Source organism: Collimonas fungivorans Ter331 (genome assembly GCF_000221045.1).
GTDB lineage: Bacteria > Pseudomonadota > Gammaproteobacteria > Burkholderiales > Burkholderiaceae_D > Collimonas > Collimonas fungivorans_A.
In genome coordinates this window covers 3,178,721-3,199,685 of record NC_015856.1, presented here as the reverse complement: position 1 = coordinate 3,199,685, position 20,965 = coordinate 3,178,721, and the positions used below count along the sequence as shown (strand labels likewise).

18 protein-coding genes, 1 tRNA gene and 1 pseudogene are annotated in these 20,965 nt (G+C 55.1%); 13 read left to right on the top strand and 7 right to left on the bottom strand.

Annotation, left to right across the window (positions count from 1 at the left end; translation table 11 throughout):
- Positions 1 to 204: 204 nt before the first annotated feature.
- From CFU_RS13865 to CFU_RS13845, 5 genes are all read left to right on the top strand, one after another.
- A complete protein-coding gene (locus CFU_RS13865; RefSeq protein ID WP_041742061.1) occupies positions 205 to 2,274 on the top strand; it encodes an FAD-dependent oxidoreductase in 2,070 nt (689 codons plus the stop codon).
- Positions 2,275 to 2,318: 44 nt separating this feature from the next.
- Positions 2,319 to 3,530, top strand: coding sequence for a M20 aminoacylase family protein (locus CFU_RS13860; protein ID WP_041743496.1), 1,212 nt, complete (start codon positions 2,319 to 2,321; stop codon positions 3,528 to 3,530).
- The gene (locus tag CFU_RS13855) at positions 3,530 to 5,137 is read left to right on the top strand and encodes an ABC transporter substrate-binding protein (protein ID WP_014006662.1); all 1,608 of its coding nucleotides are present in this window, start codon (positions 3,530 to 3,532) and stop codon (positions 5,135 to 5,137) included. Before CFU_RS13860 ends, CFU_RS13855 begins: the two co-directional genes overlap by 1 nt.
- A 103-nt stretch (positions 5,138 to 5,240) precedes the next feature.
- Entirely contained in the window at positions 5,241 to 6,545 is a 1,305-nt protein-coding gene (serS, locus tag CFU_RS13850; protein ID WP_041742060.1) for a serine--tRNA ligase, read from the top strand.
- 144 nt (positions 6,546 to 6,689) lie between these two features.
- A tRNA-Ser gene (locus tag CFU_RS13845) sits at positions 6,690 to 6,779 on the top strand.
- 77 nt (positions 6,780 to 6,856) lie between these two features.
- Here the strand turns inward: CFU_RS13845 and CFU_RS25220 are convergent.
- The 4 genes and pseudogenes from CFU_RS25220 to CFU_RS24545 all read right to left on the bottom strand — a co-directional run bounded on the left by CFU_RS25220 (position 6,857) and on the right by CFU_RS24545 (position 8,476).
- On the bottom strand, positions 6,857 to 7,084 hold the full coding sequence (locus CFU_RS25220; protein WP_238531469.1) for a tyrosine-type recombinase/integrase: 228 nt from the start codon (positions 7,082 to 7,084) through the stop codon (positions 6,857 to 6,859).
- Positions 6,994 to 7,839 (bottom strand): site-specific integrase, encoded by an 846-nt coding sequence (locus CFU_RS13840; protein ID WP_238531313.1) that lies wholly within the window; start codon positions 7,837 to 7,839, stop codon positions 6,994 to 6,996. The genes CFU_RS25220 and CFU_RS13840 overlap by 91 nt, the downstream gene beginning before the upstream one ends.
- A gap of 53 nt (positions 7,840 to 7,892) precedes the next feature.
- Positions 7,893 to 7,997 (bottom strand): annotated as a pseudogene (locus CFU_RS25545) (hypothetical protein); the annotation flags it as partial.
- Entirely contained in the window at positions 7,997 to 8,476 is a 480-nt protein-coding gene (locus CFU_RS24545; RefSeq protein ID WP_014006659.1) for a hypothetical protein, read from the bottom strand. The pseudogene CFU_RS25545 and the gene CFU_RS24545, both read right to left, overlap by 1 nt.
- 104 nt (positions 8,477 to 8,580) lie before the next feature.
- On the opposite strand from CFU_RS24545, the gene CFU_RS13830 reads away from it, so the two are divergent.
- Positions 8,581 to 8,895 carry a hypothetical protein gene (locus CFU_RS13830; protein ID WP_014006658.1) on the top strand — a complete coding sequence of 105 codons (315 nt, stop codon included), beginning with the start codon at positions 8,581 to 8,583 and terminating at the stop codon, positions 8,893 to 8,895.
- A complete protein-coding gene (locus CFU_RS13825; protein ID WP_041742059.1) occupies positions 8,892 to 9,176 on the top strand; it encodes a hypothetical protein in 285 nt (94 codons plus the stop codon). Before CFU_RS13830 ends, CFU_RS13825 begins: the two co-directional genes overlap by 4 nt.
- On the opposite strand, the gene CFU_RS13820 is transcribed toward CFU_RS13825, so the two are convergent.
- Both CFU_RS13820 and CFU_RS13815 read right to left on the bottom strand, forming a co-directional pair.
- Positions 9,148 to 10,317: an O-antigen polymerase gene (locus CFU_RS13820; protein WP_014006657.1), complete on the bottom strand. Its 1,170-nt coding sequence runs from the start codon at positions 10,315 to 10,317 to the stop codon at positions 9,148 to 9,150. The genes CFU_RS13825 and CFU_RS13820 overlap by 29 nt on opposite strands.
- Before the next feature lie 29 nt (positions 10,318 to 10,346).
- Complete coding sequence (locus tag CFU_RS13815; RefSeq protein WP_014006656.1) at positions 10,347 to 10,553, bottom strand: hypothetical protein; 207 nt, start codon at positions 10,551 to 10,553, stop codon at positions 10,347 to 10,349.
- Between the two features lie 425 nt (positions 10,554 to 10,978).
- Between CFU_RS13815 and CFU_RS13810 the strand changes: the two genes are divergently transcribed.
- Positions 10,979 to 11,251: an Arm DNA-binding domain-containing protein gene (locus CFU_RS13810; protein WP_041742058.1), complete on the top strand. Its 273-nt coding sequence runs from the start codon at positions 10,979 to 10,981 to the stop codon at positions 11,249 to 11,251.
- Between the two features lie 154 nt (positions 11,252 to 11,405).
- On the opposite strand, the gene CFU_RS25215 is transcribed toward CFU_RS13810, so the two are convergent.
- Positions 11,406 to 12,008 carry a DNA cytosine methyltransferase gene (locus tag CFU_RS25215; protein ID WP_041742057.1) on the bottom strand — a complete coding sequence of 201 codons (603 nt, stop codon included), beginning with the start codon at positions 12,006 to 12,008 and terminating at the stop codon, positions 11,406 to 11,408.
- Positions 12,009 to 12,588: 580 nt separating this feature from the next.
- Here CFU_RS25215 and CFU_RS13800 point away from each other — a divergent pair.
- The 5 genes from CFU_RS13800 (at position 12,589) to CFU_RS24530 (ending at position 20,928) form a co-directional block, all read left to right on the top strand.
- Entirely contained in the window at positions 12,589 to 14,751 is a 2,163-nt protein-coding gene (locus CFU_RS13800) for a type I secretion system permease/ATPase (protein WP_014006654.1), read from the top strand.
- Positions 14,741 to 16,147, top strand: coding sequence for an HlyD family type I secretion periplasmic adaptor subunit (locus CFU_RS13795; protein ID WP_041742056.1), 1,407 nt, complete (start codon positions 14,741 to 14,743; stop codon positions 16,145 to 16,147). The genes CFU_RS13800 and CFU_RS13795 overlap by 11 nt, the downstream gene beginning before the upstream one ends.
- A gap of 238 nt (positions 16,148 to 16,385) precedes the next feature.
- Complete coding sequence (locus CFU_RS24535; protein ID WP_148264844.1) at positions 16,386 to 16,934, top strand: hypothetical protein; 549 nt, start codon at positions 16,386 to 16,388, stop codon at positions 16,932 to 16,934.
- A gap of 1 nt (position 16,935) precedes the next feature.
- Positions 16,936 to 18,276: a LysM peptidoglycan-binding domain-containing protein gene (locus tag CFU_RS23905; RefSeq protein ID WP_014006652.1), complete on the top strand. Its 1,341-nt coding sequence runs from the start codon at positions 16,936 to 16,938 to the stop codon at positions 18,274 to 18,276.
- A gap of 288 nt (positions 18,277 to 18,564) precedes the next feature.
- Positions 18,565 to 20,928, top strand: a complete 2,364-nt coding sequence (locus CFU_RS24530) for a hypothetical protein (RefSeq protein ID WP_014006651.1) — start codon at positions 18,565 to 18,567, stop codon at positions 20,926 to 20,928.
- The last annotated feature ends 37 nt before the right edge of the window (positions 20,929 to 20,965 follow it).

Sequence of the window (20,965 nt, the reverse complement as noted above, 5' to 3'; positions counted from 1 at the left end):
GGTCATGGAGCAGAGGATGGCGAAATTTTGTCAATTCGTCAATTTCTCGTTAAGTCGACGAATAACCGGCATCCGGCGCGAAAAACATTTTGCCGATAAATCAGGCGCTTACCTTGGGTTTTGGTTTGGCACAAAAGCTGCAATAGAGAGAACGATGTTGTTGTCACCAATCGGTGGCATCGAATCTCATTGAGGGCAGCTTGCATGCGCGATTCCCGTTTTGATATTTTGTTTGAGCCGGTGCAGATCGGTCCGGTCACGGCCAGGAACCGTTTCTTCCAGGTGCCCCACTGCAACGGCATGGGCTGGACCCAGCCGCGCGCCTTGGCCGAGCTGCGCAAGGTCAAGGCGGAAGGCGGCTGGGCCGTGGTGTGCACGGAAGAAGTGGAAATCCACCCCAGCAGCGACTGCTCGCCGTTCAACGAGGGCCGTTTGTGGGGAGATGAAGACATTCCCGCATTGCAGCTGATGGCGGATGCGGTCCATGAGCATGGTTCCCTGGCCGGGATCGAACTGCTGCACAAGGGCATGTCGAGCGCCAACTTCACCACGCGCGAAATCCCGCTGGGTCCTTCGCATCGCCCCGTGACCAGCGTCGCGCCGATGCAGGCGCGCGCCATGACCAAGGCCGACATCCGCGAATTGCGGCGCTGGCACCGGGACGCGGCGCTGCGCGCCAGGCGCGCCGGTTTCGACGTCATCTACGTGTATGCATCGCACGATCTGTCCCTGCCTTTTCATTTCCTGCAAAAGCGCAAGAACGACAGGATCGACGAATACGGCGGTTCACTCGAGAACCGGGTGCGGCTGCTGCGCGAACTGATCGAAGATACGCGCGACACGGTGGGCGACAGCTGCGCGGTGGCGGTGCGGCTGGGCGTCGATGAGTTGCTGGGGCCGGACGGCGTTTCCTGCGAAGCCGAAGGGCGCGACGTGGTCGGCCTGCTGGCCGAGCTGCCGGACCTGTGGGACGTAAATGTGAGTTCCTGGGCCAATGACAGCGCCACCTCGCGTTTCAAGAAGGAGGGTTACCAGGAGGAATACGTCTCCTTCGTCAAGCAGCTGACCACCAGGCCGGTGGTAGGCGTCGGCCGCTTCACTTCGCCGGACGCCATGGTCAGCCAGGTAAGGCGGGGGATCCTCGATTTCATCGGCGCCGCCCGGCCGTCGATCGCCGATCCATTCTTGCCGCGCAAGATCGAAGAAGGGCGCATCGATGAAATCCGCGAATGCATAGGCTGCAATATCTGCGTATCGTCGGACCACAGCAATTCCAACCTGCGCTGCACGCAGAATCCCACCATGGGCGAAGAGTGGCGGCGCGGCTGGCATCCGGAAACCATGCCTGAGAAGGCGGATGAAGGTTCGGTGCTGGTCGTCGGCGCCGGGCCCTGCGGTCTGGAAGCGGCGCTGGCCGCCGCCAGGCGCGGTTATGAAGTGACGCTGGTCGAGGCCGGCAGCGAGCTCGGCGGGCGCGTGGCGCTGGAATCCGGGCTGCCGGGCTTGCGCGAATGGGCGCGGGTCAGGGACTGGCGGGTGACGCAATTGCAGCGCATGAGCAACGTCGATATTTTCCGGGGCAGCAAACTGGCCGCCGCCGATGTGCTTGAATTCGGCGCGGCGCATATCGCGCTGGCCACCGGTTCTTTCTGGCGCCGCGACGGTATCGGACGCGCCAACGGGACGCCGGTCCAAGGCTTCGACCGGCACAATGTCCGGACCCCGGATGAACTGATGCGCGGCCATCAGCCGCAAGGCGCGGTGGTGGTGTTTGACGATGACCATTACTACATGGGCGGCTTGCTGGCCGAGCGGTGCGCGCTGGCCGGCAACCGGGTGGTCCTGGTCACGCCGGCGGCGCTGGTGTCGGCCTGGACCAGCGATACGCTGGAAGCGCTGGCGATATTGCGCCGCCTACTGCACCTGGGCGTCGAGGTCCATACCTACAGCAACGTCAGGCAGTTAAGCGAGAGAGCTGCGACGGTCGAATGCCAGCTTACCGGAAAGCTGCGAGAAATAGCGTGCTCCACGCTGGTCAGCGTGACCGCCCGCTTGCCTGCCGACGGCCTCGCACTGGAACTCGTCGACAAGCGGCAGGAGCTGGCGGCGGCGGGGAACCGCAGCTTGTGCACCATCGGCGACGCTTTCGGCCCCGGCACCATTGCCGCCGCCGTTTATCAAGGCCATCGCTTTGCGCGCGAACTCGGCATCGCTGCAGATAAATTGGGCGGTTTCAAACGTGAACTGCCCATCCTCCGGCAAGAGCTGCAATAATCAGCGCTCATTATCTAATGAACGAAATCGCACAAGGACCTGCCATGCAGCTTATTGATTTGCCCAATCTTGACCAGCTGGTGGCCTTGCGGCACGACATCCATGCGCACCCGGAACTGGCATATGAGGAGCACCGCACCGCAGAGCAAGTCGCGACTACCTTGGAAGGCTGGGGTATTGCGGTCACGCGGGGGATCGGAAAAACCGGCGTGGTGGCCGCCTTAAGCAACGGCAACAGCCAGCGTGCGATCAGCTTGCGGGCCGACATGGATGCCTTGCCGATGCAGGAAGAGAACACGATGCCGCACCGCTCGCGGCACGATGGCCGCATGCACGCCTGCGGCCACGACGGCCATACCGTCATGCTGCTGGCCGCCGCCTATCATTTGCACACCACGCGCCGGTTCGACGGCACGGTCAACCTGATTTTCCAGCCGGCCGAAGAAGACGGCGCCGGCGCGCTGGCGATGGTGGAAGACGGTCTGTTCGAACGATTTCCGTGCGACGCCATATTCGGCATGCATAACTGGCCGGGCCTGGCGCTCGGCACTTTTGTCGCCGAACCGGGCGGCCGCGAAGCGAGCTGCAGCGTGTTCACTATCACGGTGCGCGGCAAGGGCGGGCATGTCGGCACGCCGCATGTCACCACCGAAGCTTTGCTGGCAGCGGCGCAGATCGCCACCCAAATCCAGAACATCGTCGCGCGCAGCTTGTCTCCGACCGACCCGGCCGTGGTCTCGGTCACCCGGCTGGAGGCCGGGACCGCTTTTAATGTCATCCCGGACACGGCCTGGCTGGGCGGCTCGGTGCGCACCTACGATGAACATGTATTGCAGCGCATAGAAGAGCGCCTGCGGCACATCGCGGAACATGTGGCGCACTCCTATGAATGCAGCATGGATTTTGCCTTCACCCGGGAAATGCCGGCGCTGATCAACGATCCTGCTGAAACCGCCAGATGCCGCACAGTCATCAAAGACTGGCTGGGCGGGCAGGCGCTGATCACTTTGCCGCCATTGATGACATCGGAAGATTTTTCATTCATGCTGGCGCAGCGGCCCGGATGCTACGTATTGATCGGCAACGGCAATGACGAGCATCGCGACGGGCAAGCCACGCTGGGGCCATGCGCCTTGCACAATCCGCATTACGATTTCAACGATGCCCTGATCCCGTTGGGAGCAACGTTCTGGGTACGTTTGGTAGAAGATTATTTACCGGTTTCACACATAAAACCAGAGGGAGACAAGAACTGATGAACAAGAAATTCAAACTGATTGCGGCAGTCGGCGCGGCCGTGCTGTCTTGCGCCGCCGTCCATGCCGCACCGGCCAAAACGCTGGTGTTTTGCTCGGAAGGGAGCCCGGAGGGTTTCAATCCGCAGCTGTTCACCACCGGCACCACCTTCGATGCCTCGTCGGTGCCTATCTACAACCGGCTGGTGGCGTTTGAACTGGGCAGCACCAGGATCGTTCCGGCGCTGGCGGAATCCTGGACGGTGTCGGACGACGGCTTGACCTATACCTTCAAATTGCGCAAGGGCGTGAAATTCCACGGCAACGCCAGGTTCAAGCCGAGCCGCGATTTTAATGCCGACGACGTGCTGTTTTCCTTCAATCGCATGCTGGACCCGCATCATCCGTTCCATCAGCTTTCGGCCGGACAGAGCTTCAGTTTTTTCCTCGACATGGGCATGGAAAAAATCATCGCCAAGATAGAAAAGACCGATGACTACACCATCGTCTTCAGGCTGAAACATCCGGAAGCGCCATTCGTCGCCAACCTCGGCATGGATTTCGCCTCGATTCTTTCGGCTGAATATGCCGACAACATGAAGAAGGCGGGCACGCCGGAAGTCATCGATCGCGACCCGATAGGCACTGGCCCGTTCCAGTTCGTGTCCTACCAGAAGGATGCCGTGATCCGCTACAAGGCCTTCGATGCATACTGGGATGGCCGTTCCAAGCTGGATAACCTGATTTTCGCGATCACTCCTGACGCATCGGTGCGTTACGCCAAGCTCAAGGCCAATGAATGCCAGGTGATGGCGTTTCCCAAGCCGGCCGACATCGAGCTGATGAAAACCGACCCGGCGATCACCTTGCTGAGCAAGGAGGGCCTGAACATCGGCTATATTTCGTTCAATGTCGAGAAAAAGCCGTTCGACAACAAACTGGTGCGGCAGGCGCTGAACCTGGCGACCGACAAGCAGACGATCCTGAAAACGGTCTACCAGGGCGCAGGCCAGATCGCCAAGAATCCGATTCCGCCCACGCTCTGGTCTTACAACGACAAGATCAAGGACTACAGCTACGATCCGGTCAAGGCCAAGGCACTGCTGGCCAAGGCGGGTTTCCCCAACGGTATCGAGGTCGAGCTGTCGTACCTGCCGGTCACGCGTCCCTATAACCCGGACGGCAAGCGCATGGCAGAGCTGGTGCAGGCCGACTGGGCAAAAATCGGCGTCAAGACCAAGCTGACCACTTACGAGTGGACCGAATACCTGAAGCGCAGCAAACAGGGCGACCAGCACGCTATGATGTTCGGCTGGTCGGGAGACAACGGCGATCCGGACAATTTCTTCGCCACCTTGCTGGGATGCGATTCCGTCCGTAGCGGCGGCAATACCGCACGCTGGTGCAACAAGGATTTTGAAGCATTGATCCAGAAAGCCAAGCTCAGCACGAACCAGGCGGAACGCAGCAAGCTATATGAACAGGCGCAGGTGATCGCGCATGAAGAAGCGCCGTGGATAGACATTGCCCATTCGCTGACCCACACGCCGATACGCAAGTCCGTCATCGGGTTCAAGATGTCGGCGTTTGCGCTGCACGACTTCTATAAAGTTGACTTGAGTAAATAATGTTATTGTTTTAGCAATGATCGTTCATGGAGATTGGCTGGCCGGGGAATGGCCGGGCTTGGTACAATGCCAGCTTATTCCTTCCCCTATTGATTCCAAGTCCATGATCGACATCCAACTTCTTCGCAAAGACATCGCCAGCGCCGCCGACCGCCTGGCCACGCGCAAATTCAAGCTCGACGTCAATAGCTTCAATGCCTTGGAAGCCGAACGCAAGCAAATTCAGACCCGTACCGAGGAATTGCAGGGCCAGCGCAATTCCCTGTCCAAGCAAATCGGTATGCTGAAAGGCCGGGGCGAAGACGCTTCGGCCGTGATGGCGGAAGTCGCAGGCATCGGCGATGAACTGAAGGCGTCGGCCACCAAGCTGGACCTGGTGCAGGAGCAGGTCAGCGCATTCCTGCTGTCGGTGCCCAACATCCCGCACGAATCGGTCCCGGTGGGCGCCGATGAGGCCGCCAATGTCGAAGTGCGCAAAGTCGGCACGCCGCCCAGCTTCGGTTTCGAAGTGCGCGACCATGTCGACGTCGGCGCCGCGCTCGGCCTGGATTTCGATACCGCCGCCAAGATCACCGGTTCGCGCTTTGTCGTGCTGAAGGGCGGCATCGCCCGCCTGCACCGCGCCCTCGGGCAGTTCATGCTGGACACCCACGGCGCCGAGCACGGCTACACCGAATGCTATACGCCTTACATCGTCAATGCCGATTCGCTGCGCGGCACCGGCCAGCTGCCGAAGTTTGAAGAAGACCTGTTTGCGGTGAAAAAAGGCGGCCAGGAAGGCGAGCAGGGCGCCGATGCCGCCGCGCTGTACCTGATCCCGACGGCCGAAGTGCCGCTGACCAATATCGTGCGCGACGAAATCGTCGCCGGCGAAACACTGCCGATCAAAATGGCGGCCCATTCGCCATGTTTTCGTTCGGAAGCCGGCAGCTACGGCCGCGACACCCGCGGCATGATCCGCCAGCACCAGTTCGACAAGGTCGAAATGGTGCAGATCGTGCATCCGGAAAAATCCTATGAAGTGCTGGAGGAAATGGTCGGCCACGCCGAGAATATCTTGAAGAAGCTCGGCCTGCCGTACCGCGTGGTGTCGCTATGCACCGGCGACATCGGCTTCGGCGCCGCCAAGACCTACGACCTGGAAGTATGGCTGCCGGCGCAAAACACCTACCGCGAGATTTCCTCGGTGTCCAACTTCGAGGCATTCCAGGCGCGCCGCCTGCAAGCGCGTTTCCGCAATGCCCAGGGCAAGACCGAACTGGTGCACACCCTGAACGGTTCCGGCCTGGCGGTCGGACGGACGCTGGTGGCAATACTGGAGAATTTCCAACAGGCGGACGGCAGCGTGGAGATCCCGGCGGTGCTGCATCCATACATGGGCGGCATCACCAAGTTGAGTGCTAAGTAATTGATTTGACAGGGCTATTTGGCGCGAGGTTAGGGCCGACGCCGGTTGTGGAATGGCTTGAATAAAAAGACATTCCATAGTCAAAAAGAGTCTGCTATAATCTTGCGCTTTGCTGCATTAAACACAGCAAGTCGACCGAAAACCGGAGAGGTGGCAGAGTGGTCGAATGTACTTGACTCGAAATCAAGCGTACGTTAAATCGTACCGTGGGTTCGAATCCCACCCTCTCCGCCATATAATCAAGCACTTACGTAATATTGAACGCCCCGTAGACCGGGGCGTTTTTGCGTTCTGGGGGGATTTTCTTGCCATCATGCTGACTTCCTGCCAATCTTCCCGACGGCAACCGTGAGCGTGTCGATTGCCAGGTGGCTGTAACGCTGGGTGCTGCGCGGGTCTTTGTGGCCGAGCACCCGGCCCACCGTGAAAAGGTCGACGCCGGCATTGATTAATTCACTGGCGGCACTGTGGCGCAGGTCGTGAAAGTGAATATGCACCAAATCGCAAACTTGCCTTGCGCGCTGGAATGCTCGCTGGATTGTGATCTTTGGCGTTTTCTGGTTGAAGCGCCGGACGCAGACCAGATGCGGGGATGGATAGGCACGACCCGAGGGTCACCGTTCTTGGTATCCATCAGGTAAAACGTCTGGCCTCGCACCTGGGTACGCAGTATCTCGCTTAGCCGCAACCCTGAATAAAAGGCAATTCGGATTGCTTGGCGCGCCGGCCTGTTGGTGCATGCCCTGGAGAGCTGCAGCATTTGCCGGCGGCTGGCGTATTCCTGGCGCTCGTTCTTGACGACTGGCACACTCACCCGGGCCGCGGGGTCGTCCTTGCACATGTTGTGGTGCTTCCAGCCATACCGGCATGCGGCAGTCAGATAGCGGATTCGGTTCCGGATCGATGCCGGCGAGAACGGGCGCTTGTCATCCTCATTTGTCCGCACACCCTTGGCGGCGAAGAACTTGCAGGCATCGGCCAGCGCGGTGATCGGCCTGCCGGTGTAGGCCCAGTTCATTTGGGCCAACTCGCGCGCTACATGGTCGCCGGTCTTCAGGTGCGGCAGCCGCTCTAGGATGTAGACGTTGACCGCATCCTCAATGGAATATTCAACACGTTCGATGGCTGTTCCGACCGCGTAGAGTCGGGCTGTTTCTTGCCTGTCGAAAGCGTCCACTTGGGACTGAGTCCAAGTTTTCGGAAGGTATTTTCTAGCGCGGACCCGCCGGCCTTCAATAACACGGTTGAATTCAAAGCGGTAGCAACCTCGCGTTTTGTCGCGGTATATCGGCATGATTGTAAGTACTCCTGGATGTCCGTCTGGGTGAATATGATACGCTTGCCGATTCTGAAACATGGAATCGGGCCGCCAGGCGCTGCCAATTCGTGGACCTGACGGCTGGAGACGCCGAGTATTTTTGCTGCTTCAATGGCCGTTATTTGGTCGCTCATCACTTCACCTCGTCAATGCGTTTGAATTCCACAACCCACACCCACGGGTTCGCCGCCCAGCTGCCGCCGGTTGAATCCCATAGGGCCGCGAAGGATTGAATGATATTGCGGTACTTATTTCCTTCGCGGAGTAGCCGTTCGGCGTTCTCAGCCGCCCAGACCGCTGCGCCTTCGGCGTAGGCATCCTCAGCGCTGATGTCCTGCAGCCGCTCGACGCGCACGGCGGTGATCTCCAGCAGGATGCGGTTGGCCCAGCGTGGCATGTGAATGGATGGATGCCACCCAGAACGGTAATCGCTCAAGCAAATGTCCTCAGGCGTTTTGACCTTGTGGCAGTAAAGATCATCGTCATCGCTGAGCCATGCCTCGTCGGCTCTATATTCAATGCCGTCATAGCCACCCCAAGGGTCAGGCCTGGAACCCATACCCCATGTTTCGCGCACCCAAAGGCGTTCAACAGGGATGTCAGGATCGATCATATCGTGACATCAATTTCGGATATTCATCGCGTCGATGATAAGCAGGATTTGCGCATTGAAGCCCTGGAGCGGATTGCAAGATTGCAGATTACTGGAGGTAGAAAATGAACTTTGAAAAATGGATGCAACGCGCTGCGGCGCTGGTCGATGGCAGTGCATGGCTGCTGATGGTGCCGTGCTTGCTGGTCTGGTATTTCTTCGATCCTCTGGGAATGCAAGTGGTGGTTCTCTGGCTGACGCATTTGCCAGTGGTGGTCGGCGTGACCATCATCCTTTCGCGAATCGTTTTTCCCGATATCAAACTGAGCGAGTTGATCGCTGATGTGCGCGGCGGGAACGTAGCGGCGGCGGTGGTGGTGGCCGGCCTACTAGTGTTCGTCGGGCTGCTGGTGCTGACGGCCGCAGGCTGGGCAAAATGATCCCCAGCGCCGCGCTGCCGCTTCTGCCTATGCTGGTGTCAGTCCTCACCCGCGCGGCTCGTCAAAACACCAGTTCCGGAAATGCCGCCGTTGCCGCCGACAATCAAGAAACAAGAACCGAACTATTGCCGGCGTTTGCTGACGCTCTTGTCGCAGTCGCCACAGACGCTGACGGATCGGTGCGCGACCTCAACGCCTGCATCGACGACTACAACGCCGCCCGCGATGAAATGAAGAAGACGGCTCTCGCACTTAGCCGGGAGAATGGATCTGCGCCTTGATTGCCGGCTTGAAGAAGAAAATTCCCAGCCGCGGCAGCGCGGGCACCACAAAGATCATTACCCAGATCGGGTAGGCCTGCAAATATTGTTCTTGAAAAACGGTCATGATGAGCGCATAGACGCTGACCGAATAATAGAAAATATGGTTGCTCGACTTGCGGCGCTTGCGGTATAGGTACTGGCTAAAGAAGCCGATGCCGAAGAATCCGCAGACTAGGCCGAGCAGGCCGCCGTCATGGTAATACGGGTACATGGCGGTATAGACATTCCCCACCAGCGGCGTTTCCACAAATGGCAGCACCAGCGCCGCTGGTTCGCCACCGATATCAAACAGGCGCCGGAACATGTTCGGCAGCAGCAAGCTCCCGTCAAAGCTGGGAAAATTGTTGACGACGAACGAATTGAACGCTGCCAGCCCATTCAAGAAGTACACCTCAAGGTTCCATGTGACCTGATCCCACATTTCAATGTCGTCGCCGCCTTTGCCCTGTATCACGGCCAACAGCAGGAATGCGGCCATGAATAGCAAAACGGTCACCGCGATTGTTTTGAGCCTAATCCTGCCTTGGAGATAGAGCGACACCGGCACCGCAGAGAACAGCAGCAGGAGTAGGGTACGGCCAGATGACAACACCGCAGCGAATAGCCCGATGAATAGTGCCAGCGCAATAAATGTCTTGGTAAAAAGGTATGATCGAGAAACAAGGTAGATTGAGAAGATCACCACCAAGGTGCTGACGTAGTAGGAAATCACTGCCGAATTGTCGTAATTAGTGATGCCAGCCACTACAGCGGCCCGAGCGCCGGCGATTGATCCGGCGGCCAGCACCATGTCAACGGTCGGCAGCACGGAATAGATGATGAAGAAGCCGGCCAGCACTAGAAAGCAGAGTTTCGTTGCCTTTATCTTGCGCGCCGACTCTGAGAAGTATGGGGCAATTTGCTGTCGTACCGATACAGAAGCGCCAATGCAACCAACACAGAAAGCGGATATTGCCGCCGCCAGCAGCCACCAAGTCTCATCCTGAAACGCATCAAAATCATCGCTTAGGAATGCATGCCCGATAATCTGAATCGCCCAAATCGACAAGAAAATGAATGCAGGGCTGATCAACTGGCTGTATATTTTTTGCTGTTTCATTGTAATTTAGCATCGCTTTTGAAGGGCGATTATAGCCGATGAGGTCGATTGGCCGACAATTCTGTGCCGGGCATGGCCTGTTCCAGAGCCTCGCGCGCAGCGTTATATTCGACGCGCGCTGCGGCAATTTCGGCGTTCGGCCACCCCTGCATCGACAGCATTTCATGCGCCGCTTTCTTGTCGCACAGATCCGCAGCAAGTTGCGCTATCGTCTTCCTTTTTGCCGAGATCAGCATGATGTTCTATTTCGAGCGGAAATCAAAAAGTAATTATGGATTATTTGCGCGACTTTTGCGCGAGTCCCATATTCTCTTCCCTGCACAGCTCTGCCAATGGGGGGGATTTTCCTGCCTCATTCGGTGCGCTGGATGGAAATAGCGCACTGTGTGCATATACAGTAGCCCTTATTCTATGCGGGTTTCAAACCGTGCTTGGTTCGAATGCTCCACTCGAATCAAGCGTACGTTAAATCGTACCGTGGGTTCGAATCCCACCCTCGCCAGTATATGTATCAAAAAGCCCCGCATAGATCCTTAAAGTCTCTGCGGGGCTTTTTGTTTATGCGGGTCTCCTTCCTGTCTTTTCCTCTCCCGGGTCGTGCCGTCCAGTTTTTGTATATCTGACAGCTATTGTGGTATCAACCACTGGATACCACACCACCATGCCGTTCACAGCAAAGCAGGTTTCTGCCGCACAACCAAAAGACAAGCCATACAAGCTGACCGATGCAAATCGGCTCTATCTATATATTGCCGTTACCGGCACGAAGTCGTGGCGTTGCAATTACCTTGACGGTGGTAAGGACAAAACAAAGACGTTTGGCCAGTATCCTGCGATGTCGCTTGCCGACGCCGGCATGGCCCATGTCAAGTTTCGAGATGTGCAAGATGTCTCCGCGAGTGACACGGCGCCGACTTTCAAGAAGGTCGCGTAGGCCTGGCTAAAGATCAAATTACCGACTCTTTCAAATCCCAAGCACCAACTTCAAGTTGCTAAGACCATGCAGGAAGAGATGTTTAGACTTACGCTACCCTCGTAATCTCGCGCTCATGGGCGAAATTCAAGGCATTGTGAATGCGCCGGCCGATTCAATACATGCGCGGCACCGCCATTGAATTGCCTAGAGCTTTGTAGCGCGGGCCGTCAGGTGCCATTTGCTTTGCTTCCATGCGAGTGATCTGCGGATACTCGGCGCGTAGGTAGGCGATCCACTCGTCTAGCTCGTGGGGTTTGACTGACGAACCGCGCGCTGTCGGGATTAGCGTGTAATCGTCTGGGAATCCTTGCAGGCGTTCGCACTCGCGCGGCGCGAGGCGGCGTACTGCCATCCCGATCATTGCCACGGGCATTCCTTGCCCAGCCTTGCCACCACCTGTTGATAATGCCCCGGTGCGGCTGCCGTCACCACCCTCTATGCGAATTTCGGAACGGCTGTTTTCGGCGAAGGCCGCTACAATCGTCTGGTCGAGCCCAGTTCCATCTTCGCTGCTATCAAATTCTGCTGCTTTCAGTGTGTGCGTTACGTCGCCAGTAACACAAACCGCCGGCGACTGGCCGCCCTTGGCATGACTCTTGTCGTGGTTACCGGATCGCAGGGTTGGCGAAAGATCGACACAGGCGTCGCGACCGTTGTCTTTGCTGCTGAATGCGATAGGGCAGCCGCGCTGTATGCTGGCACCAGCATGCCGCACTCTGCATCCTGTTGAGTTGCGCTTCCTGCCGCCTTGCCATTTGACAGCAACATTCCTGAGACATGCTGAATTAGGAACGTTTCAGTTTCGAAGTCCATTCTTCCGCTGGCACTGCCACATGCGTTGCGCGCTGTGGCGACATCTATGCTCCCCCTCGTGTTATTTCCACCAAAGGCTACTGGCTGCAATCCTTCAGCGCATTCGAAATCTGTCCCGAAGCCGCCGCCGCCTGAAGTGCGGCTGCTAATTGTGCCGGTAACTCCTTGCCCCGATTCACGGCTCGGCGGAGAATCCCGGCGCACACCTTCGAACTCAAAAAGTACCTCTGTGGGATCGAAGTCGTCTCTAGTACTTGCGATAACGAACACACGGCGGCGTCGTTGGGCCACTGGAGCAAGGAAAATTTGTTTTAGCAAATCTGTGACATTTGTCGGTGAAAATTGTTGCATCAATACAACTCGGCCTTCTGTAGTTCCTTTGAAAAGTGTAACTGTCTGAAACAACGAGAGTGGCGACAATTATTAACTTGAAATATTGAATAGAATCCTTTCCACGTGAGACGTATGTAGAAAACTATAAAATGGGGGAGCGTATCTTGTCTGGCAAAGGTGATGAGCAACTGCCGGGCAGTGCGCTGGACAGCGGTATTGCTGCGCTGACGGTCGTGGCGCAGTTGTCAGGCGTTGCCGCGAGCGCAGAACGTCTCCAGCACTTATCCGGCAGCTCGGATCGCGTCGATGCGATCACCTTGGTACGGCTGGCGCGCCAGATCGCGCTCAAAGCCCGCCTGGTCAATAGCCAACTCCACCGGCTTGCTCAGACGCCATTGCCGGCTATCGCTGAACTCAAGGATGGTAGTTTTATCGTTCTCGCCAAATGTGCCAACGGCGTGTTGTTGCATGACGAAGTCCAGAAACGCACCTTTCAACTTCCTCTGACCGAGTTTGAGCAGCTGTGGTCCGGCCGTCTGATCTTGATTACGTCGCGTGCCATTCTGTCCCAGGGCGGGGGGAAGTTTGACGTGTCTTGGTTCATTCCTTCGATAGTCAAATATCGCAAGCAATTGTTGGAAGTACTGGCAGGCTCCTTCTTCCTGCAATTGTTCGGCTTAGTGTCGCCCCTGTTCATGCAAGTGGTGATCGACAAGGTGCTGGTGCATAAATCGATGTCGACGCTGGATGTGCTGGTGTTCGGCCTGGTCGCGATTTCCGTGTTCGAGGCGTTATTGGGTGGTTTGCGCACCTACGTCTTCAGCCATACAACTAACCGCATGGATGTTGAGCTCGGCAGTCGCCTGTTTAATCACCTGTTGAATCTTCCATTGGCCTATTTCCAGGCCAGGCGGGTCGGCGATAGCGTCGCGCGTGTCCGCGAGCTGGAAAATATCCGTAATTTCCTGACCGGCAACGCCTTGACCGTCGTGATGGATTTGCTGTTCACGTTGGTGTTCTTCGCGGTGATGCTTTCCTACTCAGGCGTCTTGACGCTGGTGGTTTTCATATCGCTGCCGTGCTACATCGCTTTGTCGGTTCTGGTGACGCCGGCATTGAAATCTCGCCTCAACGAGAAATTCCGTCGCTCCGCAGAAAACCAGTCCTTCCTGGTGGAATCGGTGACCGGTGTGGAGACCATCAAATCGATGGCGGTCGAGCCGCTGATGCAGCGTCGCTGGGAAAACCAGCTTGCCGGCTACGTGTCGATCGCCTTCAAAGCCTCTAATCTCTCGAATGCCGCCAACCAGGTAGCGTCTCTTATTAGTAAACTGACCACCGCCGCACTGCTATGGTACGGCGCCAAATTGGCCATTGACGGCACCCTTTCAGTTGGTGAGTTGATCGCCTTCAATATGCTGGCCGGCCGCGTCAGCGCCCCCGTATTGCGCCTGGCGCAGCTCTGGCAGGATTTCCAGCAGGTGCGTTTGTCTATGGATCGCTTAGGCGACATCCTCGACAATAAGGCTGAGTCGAATGCGGGCCAAACCTCGATACCGGCAGTCAAGGGCGAAGTCGTGTTCGATAAGGTGGTATTTCGCTATCGTCACGATGGGCCGGAAGTTTTACGTGGTCTGTCGCTGACCGTGAAGCCGGGCAGCGTCACTGGCATTGTCGGTCCATCAGGTTCCGGTAAAAGTACTTTGACCAAGCTGGTGCAACGACTCTATTCCCCTGAGCGGGGACGGGTGCTGATTGACGGCATGGATTTGGCCGTACTTGATCCAGCGTCGTTACGTCGTCAGATCGGCACTGTGCTGCAAGAGAACATGTTATTTAAAGGGACGGTCCGCGACAATATTGCCTTCGCATCGCCAGGCATGTCGTTCGATAAAGTGGTTGAGGCAGCGACCCTGGCCGGTGCCCATGAATTCGTGCTGGAACTGCCGCAAGGCTATGACACAGAACTCGGTGAGCGTGGCAACGGTCTGTCCGGCGGCCAACGGCAGCGTATTGCGATTGCCCGGGCGCTCGCAACCAATCCCAAGATTCTGATTTTTGATGAAGCAACCTCGGCACTGGATGCTGAATCCGAAGCAATCATCCAGGGCAATATGCATCAGATTTGTGCCGGCCGCACCGTCTTTATCATTGCTCATAGATTATCTGCGGTGCGGATTGCCGAACGCATCATTACGGTCGAAAAGGGTGAGATTGTGGAAGAGGGTACGCACGACGAATTGATCCAACGTCGCGGCGGCCGCTATGCCTCTTTGTGGCAACATCAGACGGGGTATCTCCATGTCGTTTGATACCTTGCGCCACTACTGGGAAATCGCTCGCGCTTCGCTGATGGAAGAGCGGGCGCAGGGCAACCCTGCCAAGCGCCAGCGCGATGAAGTCGAATTTCTTCCTGCGGCACTGGAGGTGCTGGAAACACCTGCATCCCCCGTAGGGCGAGCGTTGATGTGGGCGTTGATGGTGCTGTTTAGCATTGCGTTGATCTGGTCCGTCATCGGCAAGGTCGATGTTGTCGCCGTGGCACAAGGCAAGATTGTCCCAAACGGCAATAGCAAAGTGATTCAACCGCTGGAGGCGGGCATTGTCAAGGCGATCCTTGTGAGTAACGGTCAGCACGTGATGGCTGGTCAACCATTGATCGAACTGGACCCCACCGACGCGACTGCCGATGTCGGTAAATCGCGCACTGCACGGATTGATGCGATGCTGACCGCTCAACGGGCACAAGCGCTGCTGGATGCTCAGCGAGACAACAAACCACCCCAGCTTCCAGCTATTGCCGACGCTACGCCAGAGCGACAACACGATGTCCAGCGACTAGCTGAAGGCGCGTTCATTGAATATCGCAGCAAGCTAACCTCGCTGCGCGCCGAATTGCAAAAGCGTGAGCAGGAACTGCAAACGACTCGGCACAAGATCGACGGTCTACAACAGACGCTGCCGATTGCCCGTGCCGAGGAGGCCGACTATCAATCTTTGCTAGGACAGAATTATGTTCCGCGCCATGCGGTTCTGGAAAAACAGCAGACGCGAATTCAGGTGGAGCAGGATCTGACATCGCAGCAGAGTTACGCGCGCGAACTTGCGGATGGCATTGCCGAACAACGGCAGGACATCGAGACCGCTATCGCGCAGTTCCGGCGCGAACAATTAGATGCGCTCAACCAAGCGCAACAGCAACTGGCGCAGGTACAGGGTGATGAAGCAAAATCTGAGCAGAAGCAAACGCAAACGCACCTCAATGCGCCGGTCGCTGGCACGGTCCAGCAACTGGCGATTCATACCGTGGGTGGTGTCGTGACACCGGCGCAAGAATTACTGGTACTTGTGCCAGATGATGCAGGTTTGGAAATCGAAGTACAGATTCTGAATCAGGACATTGGATTTGTGCGGCCTGGTCAAGACGCGGCAATCAAGCTCGATGCTTTTCCTTATACCCATTACGGCACGCTGCCTGGTCGGGTGATTTCGATTTCGCAGGATGCAGTCAAGGATGACAAGCTCGGGTTGATTTACCCGGCGCGTATCAACTTGCTGAAATCAAGCATCATTGCTGACGGCAAGAGTGAAGCATTGGCGCCGGGTATGGCGAGTTCGGTGGAGATCAAAACGGAGCAACGACGGATTATTGAGTATTTGCTGACACCGTTGCTGAAATATCGGGGTGAGGCATTAAGGGAGCGATGAAATGACATGAAGATTGAAAGTTTGTGGCATTCAGCTGCTATGAAAAAATGCTTTCATAGCGATTTGGATATCAAGAACTGGCTTTTGAGATATTTTTTTGCCCGATTTTTAGGCGTTTCATGGGCAAAAAATGATGTTTCTCATAGAGTCTGAATAATTACTCAATGAATGGATTCGATTAGTCTGTTCAAAGCTATACAGAATTTCCTCATAAATTGGAAACCGTCCGGTAAATCTGATGAAAAATACATTGTTTAAAAAAGAATCGCATTACGGTTGGACAGCATGCGCAATCATTGTTTTTTACGTTTTATTCATGTCTTATGTTTTTCCAAAAGCGTGGGCAGATACGCCGTTTGCTTTGTCGTTCATAAATACTATGGCATCCATCGTTCCAGCCCTTAGTAATTTGATAGGGCACTCTCCGCCGTACAATAATTTTTGGGGAGTTTTCTATGCGGGTTTTTGGGGAATATCTCCCATTTTTTTTATTCTTGGTTTTTTCTCGGCCTTTTTTCTAACCGAGAAAAAATATAAAAACATGGTGATGGCAAGTCAGGTTAGCTTTTTGGGGATGTGCGTTGTATTTCTGTTTGTATTTGTATTTGTGTGGGTATTCCCGTTTTTGGGAGGTTTTTTGAGTCCATTTATAAGCCAAGTAAGCGATGCTATTCCATTCCGACTTATAGCTTGGGGGATGACTGCAGGCGCTTTATATTTACCTGGATTAATTCTAGGGACTGGGTGTCGTCGGTTTAATTTAAATAAAAAAACGAGGGGAATTTAATATGGGCGGAGCAACGAATTCAAGCGGGCAAGCAAATGTTATTCAGTCAGTAAATAATTTCTTAGGAAATCTGAATGCTCAGGGCTACAAGGGAAAGGATGGCCCAGGAAATGCGGCGGCTGATGCCTTTGGTGCAGGATCATCAGCGTTATACAGCGGACTAGCAACTGGGGCAGGTGAAGCCGGACGGCTTCCTGGTCCCATTGGCTATATTGGCTTGGGTATCAATGTTGTGGTCGGTGTCGCAACAAGCCCAGGTTCTTCGAGTCCCGGTTGTACTATCCTTGGAGTTGCGGCAGGTGCGCTAGCAGGTATTGGAGCCGCTGCGGCAGCTAAGCCTACTGGCGCATTTGGCCAGCTTCTGGCAGGGTATTTTGTCGGTACCGCTGCTCAGAAAGCCGCTACGGCTGCTTGTCAAACGTCGCTCGGATATGTCAATGGGGAACCGCCACCGAATACGACGGCAACATCTCAGCAAGCCGCACAAGCCCAGGCACTTAACAGTACCGTCGCGGCGTCAGCAGTCCCACAAGTTTCAGCATCGGCAACCCCTCCTCAAAGCGATACAGCTACGCTTGCTGCGCAGATTATGCAGTTTCGACCTTCATCGGACTATACTGGTGCTGACGGTGCTCTCACAGTACAAAATGGCCAGACGCTCTCTGGCATTGCACAAGCCAATGGCATTTCGTTGGCTCAACTTACTGCAGTCAATCCGCAAATTGTTGATCCTAATAGCATTCGTACCGGGCAAATTATCCAATTGCCATCCAACGCAAGTGGGTATGTTCCGGGGATCGGATCAAACCAGACTAGCTCAGACAATATTCCAGATAGTGCCGCACAAACGAGTTCATTGACTAATGTGTTGCAGCAATCGTCGGGACAAAATATTTCAATCGTTGCACAAAATTCTGGCCAGATAGCAGTGGTGTCTACCGCGTTGGGAACAGCGACGTTGATTGCCAATGACGGGACTATTTCGACTGAATCTATTGCTAACTATACTCAACAAGCACAAGCGATTTACAACAACTATGTTGCGAACGGGTATGTCGATCAAAATACGCAAGTTTGTTACGCAGATTATCAAGACAATATTTACGGGGCGCTAAATAGTAATGGACAAGGCACAATCGTGACAAGTGCCGGGTTGTTGTATCAAGATGCAAGCGGCAATATTACTGCGCAAAATAATAGTGGTTCGTTATATACCTACGATGCCAGTAATGGCGAAGACCTTTTTGCAAATGCGCTAACTTCAAGTCCGAGTCTTGCCGCTACGCTTACAACGAATATTCAAACAACAAATGCCAGCGGTGCGATTGTTGATAATACATAGGGCATTACAGCTAGCGGCGTCACTCAATATGACGACACCGTCACCACGACATCCAATGGTGTTGTTAGCTCCGCCATTTCAGGAACAGGTGCTATCGAGACGATAAGTAGTGCCACCATTACACTCGCCGCTGGTGCGCAGGCAACAATCAATGGCACAGGAAATACATACTCCGGCGGGGCCGGTGCATCGCTGACGACCACCGAGTCCGATGGTACAAAACTCACCCTAAGCAGTTCCACTGACGGCAGTAAGATTACGGTAAATGAAGTCAATGCATCCGCAGGCGTGAATGAGCAACAAATATTGATCGGAAAAGATTTCAATATTCAAACCTCTGAGGTTACCCGGGCAAGTGGTGAAAAAGATATTTACCTCACAAGCGCAGATGGTCTTGCACTCAACAATGGTCAAGATAAGTTGGTCGAGGCAGGCTATGACGCCTCAGGCAAACAAATTGTCGAACTCAATGAACAGACTAATGGCAGCAGCATTGAGATGAATATAAACGGCAACGGCACAACGACGATGCTGGAGTATGCGAATAATCCAGATGGCACGATCAATTGGGGCGCTGCGATTGCTAGCCAGATATTGCAGGGCACATCGACGGACGTGCAGGCCAGCGAAGCGGCTGTGGCCGGCGGCGGTAAAGATATTTTCCTTACGACCAATGATGGCTTAGCGTTGAATAATGGCCAGGACAAGATGGTCGAGGCAGGCTATAACGCCTCAGGCAAACAAATTGTCGAACTCAATGAACAGACCAATGGCAGCAGCATTGAGATGAATATAAACGGCAACGGCACAACGACGATGCTGGAGTATGCGAATAATCCAGATGGCACGATCAATTGGGGCGCTGCGATTGCTAGCCAGATATTGCAGGGCACATCGACGGACGTGCAGGCCAGCGAAGCGGCTGTGGCCGGCGGCGGTAAAGATATTTTCCTTACGACCAATGATGGCTTAGCGTTGAATAATGGCCAGGACAAGATGGTCGAGGCAGGCTATGACGCCTCAGGCAAACAAATTGTCGAACTCAATGAACAGACCAATGGCAGCAGCATTGAGATGAATATAAACGGCAACGGCACAACGACGATGCTGGAGTATGCGAATAATCCAGATGGCACGATCAATTGGGGCGCTGCGATTGCTAGCCAGATATTGCAGGGTACATCGACGGACGTGCAGGCCAGCGAAGCGGCTGTGGCCGGCGGCGGTAAAGATATTTTCCTTACGACCAATGATGGCTTAGCGTTGAATAATGGCCAGGACAAGATGGTCGAGGCAGGCTATGACGCCTCAGGCAAACAAATTGTCGAACTCAATGAACAGACCAATGGCAGCAGCATTGAGATGAATATAAACGGCAACGGCACAACGACGATGCTGGAGTATGCGAATAATCCAGATGGCACGATCAATTGGGGCGCTGCGATTGCTAGCCAGATATTGCAGGGTACATCGACGGACGTGCAGGCCAGCGAAGCGGCTGTGGCCGGCGGCGGTAAAGATATTTACCTTACTTCCAACGATGGTTTGGCTTTGAACAATGGGCTGGATAAATTGCTTGAAGCGGGCTACAACACGGCGGGAAAGCAAACGCTTGAATTCAATGAACAAGTTGATGGCAGAAACGTTCTGATGAATTTCAATGCGAACAATACTACAACGGTCTCCGAGTTTGGCAATAACACGGATGGGACTGTGAATTGGAGTACTGTGCTTGCAAGCGCTAATTATCAAGGGATCGATATGGATGTTGGAGCGACCGATTCGGGATCATTTACTGACGAGGATCCTACCGAGCCGCCACTGACTGTTTATAATCCAGAGCCGCCACCGCCGCCGATTGAGCCGCCACCACCGCCGGGTGAGCCGTCACCACCGCCGGGTGAGCCGTCACCACCGCCGGATGAGCCGTCACCTCCACCGGATGAGCCGTCACCTCCACCAGAAGACCCTATTATTTTGAATCTGAAAGGCAAGGCAGTAGACACCGTCGGGCTATCCAATTCTCCAGCGCATTTTGATATGCAGAACAATGGCCAAAAGGTCCAAACCGGTTGGGCGGCTGCCGGGGAAGGCATGTTGGTCTACGATCCCAATAACACAGGTACCGTAACGAACGACACGAGTTTGGTGGCTGGCTTCGGAGCATTATCCACATTAGCCAATCAGACTGGTGGTGAACTAGACGCCAGCAACCCGTTATGGAATAGTCTGAAGGTGTGGGTAGATCCGAACGGTGATGCCAACTTCCAGCAAGGCGAATTGTATTCTTTGAATCAATTGGGTATTTCCTCTATCAACTTGAATACGGCTGCCGAACAACTCAATAATAATGGTAATACCATTCTTAATGAGAGTACGTTTACCTGGGTGGATGGCACGATAGGACATCTTGCCGGTGTCAATCTGGCCTATCAAGCTCTAGCTAGTTTGAATCCTAGTCCAACTGCCAGAGTGAATGCATTACTTCGTCCTGCTACCGCCTCACCTGATCCTGAGGTCATGAGATCGTTGCATAATTTGACGCAAAGCATGGCCGCGTTCACGGATGGCAGCGCCGGTATTGATACGCATTTCTCATTAGTACACGTCAATGCGGAGATACCTCACCTGACGGCGTCAGATCGGCGTTAGCAAGCTTAACGTGCATCTGTTGATGCTTAATCCGTTA

Excerpts from the sequence above, each read along its gene's own strand:
- CFU_RS13865 (WP_041742061.1), top strand. The coding sequence starts at position 205 with ATGCGCGATTCCCGTTTTGATATTTTGTTTGAGCCGGTGCAGATCGGT.
- CFU_RS13860 (WP_041743496.1), top strand. The coding sequence starts at position 2,319 with ATGCAGCTTATTGATTTGCCCAATCTTGACCAGCTGGTGGCCTTGCGG.
- CFU_RS13855 (WP_014006662.1), top strand. The coding sequence starts at position 3,530 with ATGAACAAGAAATTCAAACTGATTGCGGCAGTCGGCGCGGCCGTGCTG.
- serS (WP_041742060.1), top strand. The coding sequence starts at position 5,241 with ATGATCGACATCCAACTTCTTCGCAAAGACATCGCCAGCGCCGCCGAC.
- CFU_RS13840 (WP_238531313.1), bottom strand. The coding sequence starts at position 7,839 with ATGCCGATATACCGCGACAAAACGCGAGGTTGCTACCGCTTTGAATTC.
- CFU_RS24545 (WP_014006659.1), bottom strand. The coding sequence starts at position 8,476 with ATGATCGATCCTGACATCCCTGTTGAACGCCTTTGGGTGCGCGAAACA.
- CFU_RS13830 (WP_014006658.1), top strand. The coding sequence starts at position 8,581 with ATGAACTTTGAAAAATGGATGCAACGCGCTGCGGCGCTGGTCGATGGC.
- CFU_RS13825 (WP_041742059.1), top strand. The coding sequence starts at position 8,892 with ATGATCCCCAGCGCCGCGCTGCCGCTTCTGCCTATGCTGGTGTCAGTC.
- CFU_RS13820 (WP_014006657.1), bottom strand. The coding sequence starts at position 10,317 with ATGAAACAGCAAAAAATATACAGCCAGTTGATCAGCCCTGCATTCATT.
- CFU_RS13815 (WP_014006656.1), bottom strand. The coding sequence starts at position 10,553 with ATGCTGATCTCGGCAAAAAGGAAGACGATAGCGCAACTTGCTGCGGAT.
- CFU_RS13810 (WP_041742058.1), top strand. The coding sequence starts at position 10,979 with ATGCCGTTCACAGCAAAGCAGGTTTCTGCCGCACAACCAAAAGACAAG.
- CFU_RS13800 (WP_014006654.1), top strand. The coding sequence starts at position 12,589 with ATGGGGGAGCGTATCTTGTCTGGCAAAGGTGATGAGCAACTGCCGGGC.
- CFU_RS13795 (WP_041742056.1), top strand. The coding sequence starts at position 14,741 with ATGTCGTTTGATACCTTGCGCCACTACTGGGAAATCGCTCGCGCTTCG.
- CFU_RS24535 (WP_148264844.1), top strand. The coding sequence starts at position 16,386 with ATGAAAAATACATTGTTTAAAAAAGAATCGCATTACGGTTGGACAGCA.
- CFU_RS23905 (WP_014006652.1), top strand. The coding sequence starts at position 16,936 with ATGGGCGGAGCAACGAATTCAAGCGGGCAAGCAAATGTTATTCAGTCA.